Here is a 13,133-nt window from a genome sequence, read left to right as displayed (position 1 = left end):
ACGCCATGACCGAAGCCCCGATGTACCCGGCCGAGGCGCCCGCCGCGGAGGTTCCCACCGCTGAGGCCCCCGCCCGCGCCGTGCTCGGCCAGAACCAGTACGGCAAGGCCGAGTGCCACGTCGTCCGCGTCACCCGCGACGGCGCGACGCACCACATCAAGGACCTCGTCGTCTCCGTCGCCCTCTCCGGCGCGATGGAGGACGTGCACCGCTCCGGCTCCAACGCCAACGTCCTCACCACCGACACCACCAAGAACACCGTCTTCGCCTTCGCCAAGGAGCGCGGCATCGCCTCCGCCGAGGAGTTCGGCGTCCACCTCGCCCGGCACTTCGTCACGAGCCAGGAGGCCATCCACCGGGCGCGCATCCGGATCGAGGAGCACGCCTGGGACCGGATCGACGCCCCCGGCGGCGGGGACGCCCGGCACTCCTTCGTCAGAGCCGGGCGCGAGACCCGTACCGCGCAGATCACCTACGACGGGACGGCGTGGGAGGTGATCTCCGGCCTCAAGGACCTCGTCGTCCTCAACTCCACCGGCTCCGAGTTCCGCGGCTTCGTCAAGGACCGCTACACCACGCTGCCCGAGACCGACGACCGCGTCCTCGCCACCGAGGTCAACTCCCGCTGGCGGTACGGGTGGACGGACGACGCGCGGCCCGCGCCCCGGTGGGACGAGTCGTGGGACGCCGTCCGCGGCCACCTGCTGCACGCCTTCGCGGACACGTACTCGTACTCCCTCCAGCAGACGCTGCACGCGATGGGCGCCCGCGTCGTCGAACACCGCCCGGAGGTCGAGGAGATACGCCTCTCCCTCCCCAACAAGCACCACTTCCTCGTGGACCTGGCACCCTTCGGGCTCAAGAACGACCACGAGGTCTACTACGCCGCCGACCGCCCGTACGGCCTGATCGAGGCCACCGTCCTGCGCGCGGGCGCGGAACCCGGCATCCCCGTGGACCTCACCCGCCTCTAGCCCCCCACGGCACCACCGCACTTCCGGAGGAACAGCCACTGTGACAGCAGCTCGGCCGAAGCGCCGTACCGTCATCGAGAACTGCGCCCTCGCCACCGTGGACGCGCACGGCACCGAACACGCCACCGGCCACCTCGTCGTCGCCGACGAGCGGATCGAGTCCGTCGGCCCCGGGGCCGCCCCCGAGGGGCTCACCGGCGTCGTCCGCCGGGTGGACGCCACCGGCCACCTGGCCACCCCCGGGCTGGTCAACACCCACCACCACTTCTACCAGTGGCTCACCCGCGGACTCGCCCAGGACGCCGTCCTCTTCGACTGGCTCAAGGCCCTCTACCCGATATGGGCGCGCATCGACGAGCCCATGGTGTACGAGGCCGCCCGCGCCTCCCTCGCCATGATGGTCCGCGGCGGCGTGACCACCGCCGCCGACCACCACTACGTCTTCCCGCGCGGCGGCGGCGACCTGCTCGGCGCCGAGATCCGCGCCGCCCGCGAACTGGGCGTGCGGTTCCACCCCACCCGCGGCTCGATGGACCTCGGTGAGTCGGACGGCGGGCTGCCGCCGGACTTCGCCGTCGAGACCCTCGACACCGCCCTCGCCGCCACCGAGGAGGCGATCGACACCCACCACGACCCCTCGCCCGGCTCGATGCTGCGCGTCGGCGTCGCGCCCTGCTCGCCCTTCTCCGTCACCACCGACCTGCTGCGCGAGGCCGCCGCGCTCGCCCGCCGCAAGGGCGTCCGGCTGCACACCCACGGCTCGGAGACGGTGGAGGAGGAGCGGTTCTGCAAGGAGCGGTTCGGGATGGGCCCGACCGACTACCTGGACTCCACCGGCTGGCTCGGCGACGACGTGTGGATGGCCCACTGCGTGCACATGAACGACGCCGACATAGCCGCCTTCGCCCGCACCGGCACCGGCGTCGCCCACTGCCCGTCCTCCAACGCCCGGCTCGCCGCCGGCACCGCCCCCGTCCCCGCGATGCTCGCGGCCGGCGTCCCGGTCGGGCTCGGCGTGGACGGCACCGCCTCCAACGAGTCCGGCGAACTCCACACCGAGCTCCGCAACTCCCTCCTCGTCCACCGACTCGCCGGCGGCGCCGACGCGCTGACGGTACGTCAGATGCTGCGGATGGCGACGCACGGCGGCGCGCGAGTGCTCGGCCGGGCCGACGAACTGGGCTCGCTCGAACCGGGCAAGCTCGCCGACCTCGTCCTCTGGCGCCTCGACGGGCTCGGCCACTCGACCGTCGCCGACCCGGTGGCCGCCCTCGTCCTCGGCCCGCCCGCGCCCGTCACCCTCTCCCTCGTGCACGGGCGGCCGGTCGTCGAGGACGGCCGGCTCGCCACCGCCGACGAGGACGGGATCGCCCGCGCCGCCCGCGCGGAGTCCCGGCGCCTGGCCCGGATCGCGGCGGGGGAGTAAGGCCCCCGGGGGAGTAAGGCCCTCTTCGGTACCTCGCAACGCCTCCGGAAACCGTGCTGCCCCATCGGCGGTGCGCACAACGACAGGAGGAACGCCCCGTGACCGTGCCCAGCCCGTCCGCCGCCGCCGAACCGCCGGAGGCGGGGCCGACCCCCGATCCGGAGGGCGCCTTATCCGAGGGAGCCCCCGAGCGAGCCCCCGAGGGCACACCCCCGCCCGTCCACCCCGTCGACGAACTCCCGCGCCCCGGACGCCTGCTGGCCACCGGGCTGCAGCACGTCGCCGCCAGCTACGCCGGGGTGGTGGCGCCACCGCTGGTGATCGGGGCCGCCGTGGGGCTGTCGCCGCGGCAGATCACCTTCCTTGTCGGCGCCGCCCTGTTCACCGCCGGGCTGGCCACGCTCCTCCAGACCATCGGCTTCCGCGGCGTCGGCGCCCGGCTGCCGTTCGTCAACGGCGTCTCGTTCGCGGGCGTCGCGCCCGTCCTCGCCCTCGCCGACGGGCAGGCGGACCGGCGGGACGTCCTGCCGGTGGTGTTCGGGGCCGTCATGGTCGCCGGGGTGCTGGGCTTCTTCCTGGCCCCCTACTTCTGCCGGCTCGTCCGCTTCTTCCCGCCCGTCGTCAGCGGCACGGTCATCACGCTCATCGGCCTCACCCTGCTCCCCGTCGCCTTCGGCTGGATCCAGGACGGCCATCCCGAGCGGCCCGCGACCGGGACCGGCCTCGGCCTGGCCGGGGCCACGCTGCTCATCGTGCTGGTGCTGCGCCGGCTGCTCCAGGGGTTCCTGCGGCAGATCGCCGTCCTGCTCGGCCTCGTCGCGGGCACCCTGCTGGCCGTACCGCTGGGCGCGGTGGACGCGTCCGCCACCCGGCACGCCGCGCTCGTCGGCTTCCCCGAGCCGTTCCACTTCGGGAGCCCGCACTTCCAGCTGTCGGCCGTGGTGAGCATGTCCATCCTGATGCTGGTGTGCATGACCGAGAGCACCGCGGACATGCTCGCGCTCGGTGAGATCGTCGGCCGGCCGGCGGACGAGCGGACGATCGCGGCCGGGCTGCGGGCGGACACCCTCGGCAGCGCCGTCGCCCCGGTCTTCAACGGCTTCACCAACAGCGCGTTCGCGCAGAACATCGGACTCGTCGCCATCACCGGCGTCCGCAGCCGCTTCACCGTCGCCGTGTGCGGGCTGGTCTTCGTCGTCCTCGGGCTCAGCCCGGCGTTCGCCTCGCTGGTCGCGCTGGTGCCGCGGCCGGTGCTGGGCGGGGCCGGGCTCGTGCTGTTCGGGACGGTCGCGGCGAGCGGCATCGGCGTCCTGGTCAAGGCCGGGCTCGACCGCGGCGACAACGTGCTCGTCGCCGCCGTCTCGCTTGGCATGGGCATGATCCCTGTCGTCTCCAAGACCTTCTACGCCGGCGACGCCGTCCCGGAAGCGGTACGCACGATCCTCGGCTCGGGCGTCAGTGCCGGCTGCCTGACGGCCGTGCTGCTCAATCTGGCCTTCCAGGGGGTGGGGCGCGTCCGGCGGGATGCCGGACAGCCCCGCGTGGCGGAAGGGGAGAAACCGGTGATCTAGTGATAATCGGGGCACACCGACTGCATTCGTGGTACGGAGTGGTACGGAGAGGGGCCCCATGGACGACCGGCCACCGCAAGGTGACGACGCCGACAGCGAGCCGAGCGGCCGCCGGTTCGTCTTCCCCAGCGCGCTCACCGTGCTCGTCGCCGTCACGATCGTCGTCTGGGCGCTCGCCTTCGTCGTCCCGCCCGGCAGCTACCGGCGGAATCCGGACGGCGACCCGGTCCAGGGCACGTACCACCGCGACGCGGCGCCCGGCGACTTCGTCCACCGGCTGGGCGAGCTGTTCCTCGCCCCCGTCAACGGCCTCTACGGCGTCCGCGACCCGCGCTCCGGCCAGGTCGCCCCCGACGCCGTCGGCACCCTCTACGGCAGCGCCGGCGTCTTCCTGTTCGTCCTCGCCATCGGCGCGTTCATCACCGTCGTCTTCGCCACCGGCGCCCTCGACCGCGGCATCGAACGCCTCGCCCACCGGCTGCGCGCCCGCGGCGCCCTGCTGATCGCCGGCGTGATGACCGTCTTCTCGCTGCTCGGCACGGTGGAGGGCTTCGCCGAGGAGACGCTCGGCTTCTACGGCCTGATCGTGCCGCTGATGCTCGCCCTCGGTTACGACCGGATGGTCGCCACCGGCACGATCATCCTGGGCGCGGGCGTCGGTGTGCTCGCCTCCACCGTCAACCCCTTCGCGACGGGCGTGGCCTCGTCCGCCGCGGACGTGTCGCTCGGCGACGGGATCACGCTGCGGTTCGCGATGTGGTTCGTCCTCACCGGCGTCACCATCGCCTACGTCCTCTGGTACGCGCACCGGGTGCGCACCCGCCCCGAGCGCTCCCTCGTCGGCTTCCTGCCCGGCGACCGCGAACTGGCCGCCGCCTCCGCCGAGCCGCCCGCCCTCACCGGGCTGCACCGGACCGTGCTCGCCCTCGTCACCGCCGTCTTCGTCTTCATGATCTTCTCGGTGATCCCCTGGTCGAGCGCCCTCACCGGACGCGCCGACGCCGAGCCCTACGGCTGGGAACTCGGCTGGTCCTTCGCCCAGTTGGCCGCCCTCTTCCTGACGGCCGCGGTGCTGGTGGGGATCGTCGCCCGGCTGGGGGAGCGGCGGCTGAGCGCGGTGCTCGTGCAGGGCGCGGCCGACTTCCTCGCGCCCGCCCTGACGATCGTCCTCGCCCGCGGCGTCACCGTCATCATGAACAACGCCCGCATCACGGACACCGTGCTGCACTCGATCGAGAGCGCCGTCACCGGCACCGCCGCCTCCCTCTTCGGCGTCATGGTCTTCGTCGTCAACCTCCCCCTCGCCTTCCTCATCCCCTCCACCTCCGGCCACGCCACCCTCGCCATGCCCATCCTCGCGCCGCTCGCCGACTTCGCGGGCGTCTCACGGGCGGTGGTGGTGACGGCCTGGCAGGCGGCCAGCGGCTGGATGAACCTGTGGGTGCCGACGACGGCCGTGGTGGTCGGCGGGGTCTCGCTGGCGAAGGTGGGTTACGACCGCTACCTGCGCTTCGTCTGGCCGCTGCTGGCCGTCCTGGCGGTGCTGATCTGCGGGTTCGTGGCGTTCGGCGCGGTCGCCACCTGACAGGGCGCCATGATGCGTGCGAACGCTGTCAAGAGGTGGCCTTGAGCCATTGTTCCCGGCGAATCAGCCGCTGCCGGTCATGTGTGCGAATCCGTTGCTACGTTCTGCCCGTCGTGACAGCGGCACGAGCCGCCGTCCTTACGGGGAGGGTACGCATGAGCATCGGGGAACGGCGGGCGAGGCGGCGCGGCCTGCCAAGACGTACGGGGATGGCGGCTGCCGGAGGCCGAATCGCGGCGGTGATCGGGGCGATCGCGCTGATCGCCTCCGCGATGCTCGCCGGCACGGCGGGCACGGCCGCCGCTGCCGCGGAGCGGGGATCGCGGGCCGCGGCGGCCGGGTGGGCCTGCTCCGGGACGCCCGTCCCGCCCGGGTACGTCCTCACCGACTACAACCGCAACGGCTGCAACGGCATGGGCTCCTGGTACCAGGAGCCCGTCCGTGACGGCATTTGGGCCTGCTCGGGTTCGACCGTCGCGCCGGGGTATGTCTACACCGACCTCAACCGCAACGGCTGCAACGGTCAAGGTGCGTGGTACCACCAGCGGGTTCGTGACGGCATTTGGGCCTGCTCGGGTTCGACCGTCGCGCCGGGGTATGTCTACACCGACCTCAACCGCAACGGCTGCAACGGTCAAGGTGCGTGGTACCACCAGCGGGTTCGTGACGGCATTTGGGCCTGCTCGGGTTCGACCCTTGCGCCCGGGTACGTCTACACCGACCTCAATCGCATCGGCTGCAACGGTCAGGGTGCGTGGTACCACCAGCTGGCCCGCGAAGGCTTGTGGGTCTGCTCGGGCGTGACCATACCGCCCGGCTACCGCACCACCAACCACAACAGCAACGGCTGCAACGGCCAGGGTGCGTGGTACCTCGTGCGCGCCTGACCGACCCCGCTCCTGATCGCGCAGGCCGGAGGCACCGCGCACCCCGCGGTGCCTCCGGTGCGTGCATCAGGAAGCCGCCAGGCCCCGTCACGACGACGCCGCGGCCTCCGGCACCTCCGGCGCGGAGAACACGCACTCGCCTTCCGCCCCCGCGAACTGCGTCCGGTACAGCTCCGCGTACCGCCCGCCCAGCGCGAGGAGTTCGTCGTGCGTGCCGCGCTCGACGACGCGTCCGGCCTCCACGACGAGGATCTGGTCCGCCGCCCGGACCGTCGACAGCCGGTGGGCGATCACCACCGCCGTCCGGCCCTCCAGCGCCTCCGCCAGGGCCTCCTGCACGGCGGCCTCGGAGGTGTTGTCCAGGTGGGCGGTGGCCTCGTCCAGGATGACGACCCGCTGCCGGGCCAGCAGCAGCCGGGCGATCGTCATCCGCTGCCGCTCGCCCCCGGAGAGCCGGTAGCCGCGCTCGCCGACGACCGTGTCGAGCCCGTCCGGCAGCGCGCGCACCAGGTCGTCGAGGCGGGCCCGGCGCAGCGCGTCCCACAGTTCGTCGTCCGCCGCGCCGGGCCGGGCGAGCAGCAGGTTGGCGCGGACGGTGTCGTGGAAGAGGTGGCCGTCCTGGGTGACCATGCCGAGCGTGGCCCGCAGCGACGCGGCCGTCAGGTCGCGGACGTCGACGCCGCCGACGCGCACGCTGCCCGCGTCCGCGTCGTACAGCCGGGGCAGCAGCTGCGCGATGGTGGACTTGCCGGCGCCCGACGAGCCGACGAGCGCGATCGTCTGTCCGGGCTCGGCGCGGAACGAGACGCCGTGCAGCACCTCCGTGCCGCCGCGCGTGTCGAGGGCCGCGACCTCCTCCAGGGAGGCGAGGGAGACCTTGTCGGCCGACGGGTAGCCGAAGCGGACGTCCTCGAACTCGACCGAGACCGGACCCTCCGGCACCGGGCGGGCGCCCGGCCGCTCCTCGATCAGCGGCTTGAGGTCCAGCACCTCGAAAACCCGCTCGAAGGAGACGAGCGCGCTCATCACCTCGACGCGGGCGCCCGCCAGCGCCGTCAGCGGCGCGTACAGCCGGGTGAGCAGCAGGGCCAGGGCGACGACGGCCCCCGGTTCGAGCGAGCCGCGCAGCGCGAACCAGCCGCCCAGGCCGTACACCAGCGCCAGCGCCAGGGCCGAGACGAGCGTGAGGGCGGTGATGAACGCCGACTGCGCCATCGCCGTCCGCACCCCGATGTCCCGCACCCGGCGCGCCCGGGCCGCGAACTCCGCCGACTCGTCGTCCGGCCGTCCGAACAGCTTCACCAGCGTGGCGCCCGGCGCCGAGAACCGCTCGGTCATCCGCGTCCCCATCGCCGCGTTGAGGTCCGCGGCCTCCCGCTGGAGCCGGGCCATCCGGGCGCCCACCCGGCGCGCGGGGATCACGAACACCGGCAGCAGCACCAGCGCCAGCAGGGTGATCCGCCAGGACAGGGTCAGCATCACGGCGAGCGTGAGCAGCAACGTCACCAGGTTGCCGACGACCCCCGACAGCGAGTTGCTGAACGCCCGCTGCGCGCCGATCACGTCGTTGTTCAGCCGGCTGACCAGGGCGCCGGTGCGGGTCCGGGTGAAGAACGCCACCGGCATCCGCTGGACGTGGTCGAAGACCGCCGTCCGCAGGTCCAGGATCAGCCCCTCGCCGAGCGTCGCCGACAGCCAGCGGTTGAGCAGCCCGAGCGCGGCCTCGCCCAGCGCGATGGCGGCGATCAGCAGCGCCAGTCGGACGACCGTTTCCGAGTCGTCGCCGCGCACGATCGCGTCCACGACCCGCCCGGCGAGCACCGGCGTCGCCACGGCGAGCAGCGCGCCCACGACGCTCAGCAGGACGAACCGGACGATGTGCCGGCGGTGCGGCCGGGCGAAGGCGCCGATGCGGCGCAGGGTGGCCCGGGCGAAGGGGCGCTGGTTGTGCTGCGCGTTGATCAGGCCGTGCAGCTGTGTCCAGGCGGTGGTCTCCATACTCATGAGAGGAACCGTAGGACCTCGACCATTGTCGAGGTAAAGCGGTGATCGCGCGTCGGTGTCCCGACGATCGCGCGTCGGCGTCCGGCTCGCCGGCCGGTGTGTCGGAGCCGTCGCCTAGGCTTCCCCCGAGGGGGCCGGTTCCGGGGCCGCCAGCACGGGAGTACGGCAGCCTCCCTGGTCTGCACGGGGGTGGTCACGGCCCAACCGGCGTCCAGGCGTCAGCCGAGGGCCACGAGCACCGCCCGCCTGCCCGGCCCCCTCCCGCGTGCGGGCCGGGCCGCTCCCTGCCCCGCCCTCAGTCGAGCAGCTCGTACGCCGGAAGGGTGAGGAACTCCGCGTAGTCGTCGTCCAGGGCCACCCGCAGCAGCAGGTCGTGAGCCTCGCGCCAGCGGCCCGCCGCGAAGGCCGTGTCGCCCGACTCGGCCTGGATCGCGTCGAGTTCGGCCGCCGCCACGTCCCGTACGAGCGCGGGCGTCGCCTTCTCGCCGCCCGCCAGGACGACGCCGGTGTGCACCCACTGCCAGATCTGCGAGCGGGAGATCTCCGCCGTGGCCGCGTCCTCCATGAGGTTGAAGATGGCCACCGCGCCCTGCCCGCGCAGCCACGCCTCGATGTAGCGGATGCCGACCTGGACGGCGTTCCGCAGGCCCTCGAAGGTCGGCTTCGCCTCCGTCGTGCCGAGCGCGACGAGCTGGTCCGCGGTGACGTGGACGTCCTCGCGCAGCCGGTGCTTCTGGTGCGGGCGGTCGCCGAGGACGGCGTCGAAGGCGGCGCGGGCGACCGGGACGAGGTCCGGATGGGCGACCCAGGAGCCGTCGAAGCCGTCGCCCGCCTCCCGTTCCTTGTCGGCGCGGACCTTCGCCAGCGCCGCCTCGTTGACCTCCGGGTCGCGGCGGGACGGGATGAAGGCGGCCATGCCGCCGATGGCGTGCGCGCCGCGCTTGTGGCAGGTGCGGACGAGGAGTTCGGTGTACGCGCGCATGAACGGCACGGTCATGGTGACGGCGTTGCGGTCGGGCAGGACGAACTCCGGCCCGGCGTCACGGAAGTTCTTGATGAGGGAGAAGAGGTAGTCCCAGCGGCCCGCGTTGAGACCGGAGGCATGGTCGCGCAGCTCGTAGAGGATCTCCTCCATCTCGTAGGCCGCGGTGATCGTCTCGATCAGGACGGTGGCCCGGACCGTGCCGTGCGGCACCCCCAGGTGCTCCTGCGCGAACACGAACACGTCGTTCCACAGCCGCGCCTCGCGGTGCGACTCCAGCTTGGGCAGGTAGAAGAACGGCCCCTTGCCGCGCTCCGCGAGGCGGCGCGCGTTGTGGAAGAAGAAGAGGCCGAAGTCGACCAGCGCGCCGGGGACGGGCCGGCCGGCGACGGTGAGGTGGCGCTCGTCGAGGTGCCAGCCGCGCGGCCGGACGACGACGGTCGCGAGCTCCTCGTCCGGCCGGAGGGCGTACGTCTTCCCCTCGGGGGTGGTGAAGTCGATGCGGCGCTCGAACGCGTCGATCAGGTTGAGCTGGCCCTGGACGACGTTCCGCCAGGTGGGGGCGGAGGCGTCCTCGAAGTCCGCGAGCCACACGCGGGCGCCGGAGTTGAGGGCGTTGACGGTCATCTTGCGGTCGGTCGGGCCGGTGATCTCGACCCGCCGGTCGTCGAGCGCGGCCGGGGCGGGGGCCACCCGCCACGTCGGGTCCTCGCGGCCCCGCGCGGTCTCCGGCAGGAAGTCCAGGGTGCCGGTCCGGGCGATCTCCGCCCGCCGCTCGGCGCGGCGCGCCAGCAACTCGTCGCGGCGCGACGTGAACCGCTCGTGCAGTGCGGCCACGAACTCCAGCGCGGGGCCGGTCAGTACCTCTTCCTGACGCGTCACGGTCGCTGTCCCGGCGGCGACGGACGGGGTCGGCGCTGCTGCGGGCATGGGCGGTCACTCCTCGCTCGGACTCGGGAGGTGCGGGTCGGCGCGGCACTGAGTGCCGCACGATGACGATCTCTTTGGAGATTAGATTCCGTATGACGGAAACACAATGTGGCGTGGCGGGCGGGGTACCTTTCCGGCCGCCCGCGCCGTCCGCGGCCGAGCGGCCTTGGGGCGGGAGGCGGCCCGGAGTGCCGCCCGGCGAGGGGGCGGGTCCCGGGTCGGGTGGTGCGACTCAACGCCTGCTGCTCTCCGCGTTCCTGGCCTCGTCGCCGGTCGCCGTCGTCGCCGGTTGCCGTCGTGGCCGGTTGCCGTCGTCGCCGGTCGCCGTCGTGGCCGGCGTGCTCTCGCGCGCGACGGGCGCGCCGGTCGCGGGAGCCGTGCTGTACGGCGGCGGGGCGTTCCTCGGCCGGAAGCCGCTGTGCGTCGCCGTGCCGGGCGCGTTCGGCCTGCTCGGCGGCGGCCGAGCCCTCGCCGGCGGCGGCCGAGCCCTCGCCGGCGGCGGCCGAGCCCTCGCCGGCGGCGGCCGAGCCCTCGCCGGCGGCGGCCGAGCCCTCGCCGGCGGCGGCCGAGCCCTCGCCGGTGGCGACCGAGCCCTCGGCTCACCCGAGGAGCCGGACGAGATCCGCCGGGACGTCGATGTCGTCCGGGTCGGCGACGTCCTCGCAGGCGACGGTGGTCACGGCGGCCGCGTGCGCGCGCAGGTAGGCGCGGGCGCCCCGGTCGCCCGTGGCCGACGCGGCGACGCCCGGCCAGTGCGGGCGGGCGAAGAGCACCGGGTGGCCGCGCCGGCCCGCGTACGACGCGGTGACCAGGCCGGCCCCCGCGCGGTGGGCCGCCAGCACCCGGGCCACGGCCGTCGCGCCGACGCCCGGCTGGTCCACCAGCATCACCAGGACCGCGGACACCGGGGTGCCGGCGAGCGAGGCGAGGCCGGCGCAGAGCGAGGAACCCATGCCGTCCGCCCAGTCCGGGTTCTCGACCACCGTGACCGTCGTGCGCGCGGCCCGCGCGAGCCGCCGCCGCACGTCCGCAGCCGCGGCCCCCACGACCACGTGCACCGGTCCGCAGCCGCCCGCCGCGAGCTCCGCGACCGCGCGCTCGGCCAGAGTGCGGCCCCGGTGCTCCAGGAGCGCCTTGGGCCGCCCGCCGAGCCGCCGCCCGCCGCCCGCCGCGAGCAGCAGCCCGGCCACGGGCGGGATCCCGTCTTCCCATGTCAGCGTCATGACCCCCTGCATAGCGCATCCGCGGCCGCCTGTGCGGCGTACGGGAGTTCGTCACTCGCTCGGGAAGACGCAGCCTGAATTTCGCTTTCCGTGTGGCGCGGCCCTCGCGAAGTGGCGTTAACTGATCGCGCGTGGCGTGGGCAGGGGGAGTTTCGTGGCGGAAGGCGCCGTGGTGGTGGAACAGGGGCCGACGGGCCGTCCCGACGAGCGGGACCCGAAAGCGGACGCACTGGGCGCCGCGGTCGCCCGGCTCCGCCGGGCGCTGGCCGCGCACCCCGCCCGGTTACCCGACCGGGACACCGCCGACGACGAACTCGCCGCGCTCGACGCGATGGCGCGCACGGGTGATCCGGAGCTTTCCCGCTTGCGCAGCTCTCTCCTCCTCGTCGCGGGCGCCGTCGGCTCGGTCAGTGCCCTGGCCCCGGCCCTCGGCGAGGTCCGCGAGGCGGTCGAGCGCTTCGCGCCGTAGGGGTGCCCCAGCCCCGCCCTTTCACCGTTTCTTACGGGGGCGAGCCCCCGCGCCCCCGAAGCACCCTGCGGGTGCTGTCCTCAAACGCCGGACGGGCTGATCGGTTGCGCCCGTCCGTCAGGCGGTGTCGTGTTCGCCAGCGTCGCCGCGAGTTCGGCGGCGGCCTGCTTCAGCAGCGGGACGATGCGTTCCGTGGCCTCCTCCGTGACGCGGCCGGCCGGGCCCGAGATGGAGATGGCCGCGGCGGTGGGGGAGTCGGGGACCGGGACGGCCAGGCAGCGGACGCCGATCTCCTGTTCGTTGTCGTCGACCGCGTAGCCCGCGTCGCGGACCCGGGAGAGGGCGTCGACGAAGACGTCCGGGGAGGTGATGGTCTTCTCGGTGGCGGCGGGCATGCCGGTGCGGCCGAGGATGGCGCGGACCTCGTCGTCCGGGGACTGGGCCAGGAGGGCCTTGCCGACGCCGGTGGTGTGCGGCAGGACGCGCCGGCCGACCTCGGTGAACATCCGCACCGAGTGGCGCGAGGGCACCTGGGCGACGTAGACGACCTCGTCGCCGTCGAGCAGGGCCATGTTGGCCGTCTCGCCCGTCTCGTCCACCAGGCGGGTCAGGTGCGGCCGGGCCCAGGTGCCCAGGAGGCGGGCGGAGGACTCGCCGAGGCGGATGAGGCGCGGGCCGAGGGCGTAGCGGCGGTTGGGCTGCTGGCGGACGTAGCCGGTGGCGACGAGGGTGCGCATCAGCCGGTGGATGGTGGGCAGCGGCAGGCCGCTGGCCGTGGCCAGTTCGCTCAGCCCGACCTCACCGCCGGCGTCGGCCATGCGCTCCAGCAGGACGAAGGCGCGCTCGAGGGACTGCACGCCCCCGGTGGCTGACGGGGTTCTGGGCTCGGACGAGGGCACTGGTCGCGGTCCTTCCGGGGTGGGGTGGCAGCAGCCTACCGGGCCGTGGCCGGTGGCTCACCCTCGGTTCTGGGGCGTGGAAGCGCCCTACCGGTGTGCGGAAACCCGCTGGTGGGGATGGAGGGGTTGACGAGGCCCCGTCAGAGATGAAAACTGCGGGCCAGTGCTGTTCAACAGAACGTT

Annotated in this window: 10 protein-coding genes; 6 read left to right on the top strand and 4 right to left on the bottom strand. The window is 73.7% G+C overall.

Translation table 11 applies throughout. The features are described 5' to 3' along the window. The first annotated feature begins 20 nt into the window (after window positions 1-20). The 5 genes from pucL (at window position 21) to JNW98_RS10915 (ending at window position 6,443) form a co-directional block, all read left to right on the top strand. On the top strand, window positions 21-974 hold the full coding sequence (pucL, locus tag JNW98_RS10935) for a factor-independent urate hydroxylase (protein ID WP_223767992.1): 954 nt from the start codon (window positions 21-23) through the stop codon (window positions 972-974). A gap of 40 nt (window positions 975-1,014) precedes the next feature. Next, window positions 1,015-2,400 carry an 8-oxoguanine deaminase gene (locus tag JNW98_RS10930; protein WP_223767945.1) on the top strand — a complete coding sequence of 462 codons (1,386 nt, stop codon included), beginning with the start codon at window positions 1,015-1,017 and terminating at the stop codon, window positions 2,398-2,400. Window positions 2,401-2,498: 98 nt separating this feature from the next. Then, window positions 2,499-3,971 (top strand): nucleobase:cation symporter-2 family protein, encoded by a 1,473-nt coding sequence (locus JNW98_RS10925; RefSeq protein ID WP_372459210.1) that lies wholly within the window; start codon window positions 2,499-2,501, stop codon window positions 3,969-3,971. Window positions 3,972-4,029: 58 nt separating this feature from the next. Beyond that, entirely contained in the window at window positions 4,030-5,556 is a 1,527-nt protein-coding gene (locus JNW98_RS10920; protein ID WP_223767944.1) for a YfcC family protein, read from the top strand. Window positions 5,557-5,795: 239 nt separating this feature from the next. After that, window positions 5,796-6,443 carry a hypothetical protein gene (locus JNW98_RS10915; protein ID WP_223767943.1) on the top strand — a complete coding sequence of 216 codons (648 nt, stop codon included), beginning with the start codon at window positions 5,796-5,798 and terminating at the stop codon, window positions 6,441-6,443. Between the two features lie 87 nt (window positions 6,444-6,530). Here JNW98_RS10915 and JNW98_RS10910 read toward each other — a convergent pair whose 3' ends face one another. From JNW98_RS10910 to JNW98_RS10900, 3 genes are all read right to left on the bottom strand, one after another. Then, window positions 6,531-8,441, bottom strand: coding sequence for an ABC transporter ATP-binding protein (locus JNW98_RS10910; protein ID WP_223767990.1), 1,911 nt, complete (start codon window positions 8,439-8,441; stop codon window positions 6,531-6,533). Window positions 8,442-8,742: 301 nt separating this feature from the next. Further along, window positions 8,743-10,359 carry a malate synthase A gene (gene aceB, locus JNW98_RS10905; protein ID WP_223767942.1) on the bottom strand — a complete coding sequence of 539 codons (1,617 nt, stop codon included), beginning with the start codon at window positions 10,357-10,359 and terminating at the stop codon, window positions 8,743-8,745. A 599-nt stretch (window positions 10,360-10,958) separates the two neighbouring features. Then, window positions 10,959-11,582, bottom strand: a complete 624-nt coding sequence (locus JNW98_RS10900; RefSeq protein WP_223767941.1) for a nucleotidyltransferase family protein — start codon at window positions 11,580-11,582, stop codon at window positions 10,959-10,961. Between the two features lie 154 nt (window positions 11,583-11,736). Between JNW98_RS10900 and JNW98_RS10895 the strand changes: the two genes are divergently transcribed. Then, window positions 11,737-12,051, top strand: coding sequence for a DUF5955 family protein (locus tag JNW98_RS10895; protein ID WP_223767940.1), 315 nt, complete (start codon window positions 11,737-11,739; stop codon window positions 12,049-12,051). Window positions 12,052-12,131: 80 nt separating this feature from the next. Here the strand turns inward: JNW98_RS10895 and JNW98_RS10890 are convergent, their stop codons facing one another. Further along, entirely contained in the window at window positions 12,132-12,950 is an 819-nt protein-coding gene (locus JNW98_RS10890) for an IclR family transcriptional regulator (protein WP_223767939.1), read from the bottom strand. Window positions 12,951-13,133: the final 183 nt, after the last annotated feature.

This window comes from Streptomyces huiliensis, from assembly GCF_020037025.1.
GTDB lineage: Bacteria > Actinomycetota > Actinomycetes > Streptomycetales > Streptomycetaceae > Streptomyces > Streptomyces huiliensis.
The sequence above is the reverse complement of the archived record's forward strand: the minus strand, read 5'-3'. Positions and strand labels throughout refer to the sequence as shown.

Coding starts and splice junctions, on each gene's coding strand:
- pucL (WP_223767992.1), top strand. CDS start 21: ATGTACCCGGCCGAGGCGCCCGCCGCGGAGGTTCCCACCGCTGAGGCC.
- JNW98_RS10920 (WP_223767944.1), top strand. CDS start 4,030: ATGGACGACCGGCCACCGCAAGGTGACGACGCCGACAGCGAGCCGAGC.
- JNW98_RS10910 (WP_223767990.1), bottom strand. CDS start 8,441: ATGGAGACCACCGCCTGGACACAGCTGCACGGCCTGATCAACGCGCAG.
- aceB (WP_223767942.1), bottom strand. CDS start 10,359: ATGCCCGCAGCAGCGCCGACCCCGTCCGTCGCCGCCGGGACAGCGACC.
- JNW98_RS10900 (WP_223767941.1), bottom strand. CDS start 11,582: ATGACGCTGACATGGGAAGACGGGATCCCGCCCGTGGCCGGGCTGCTG.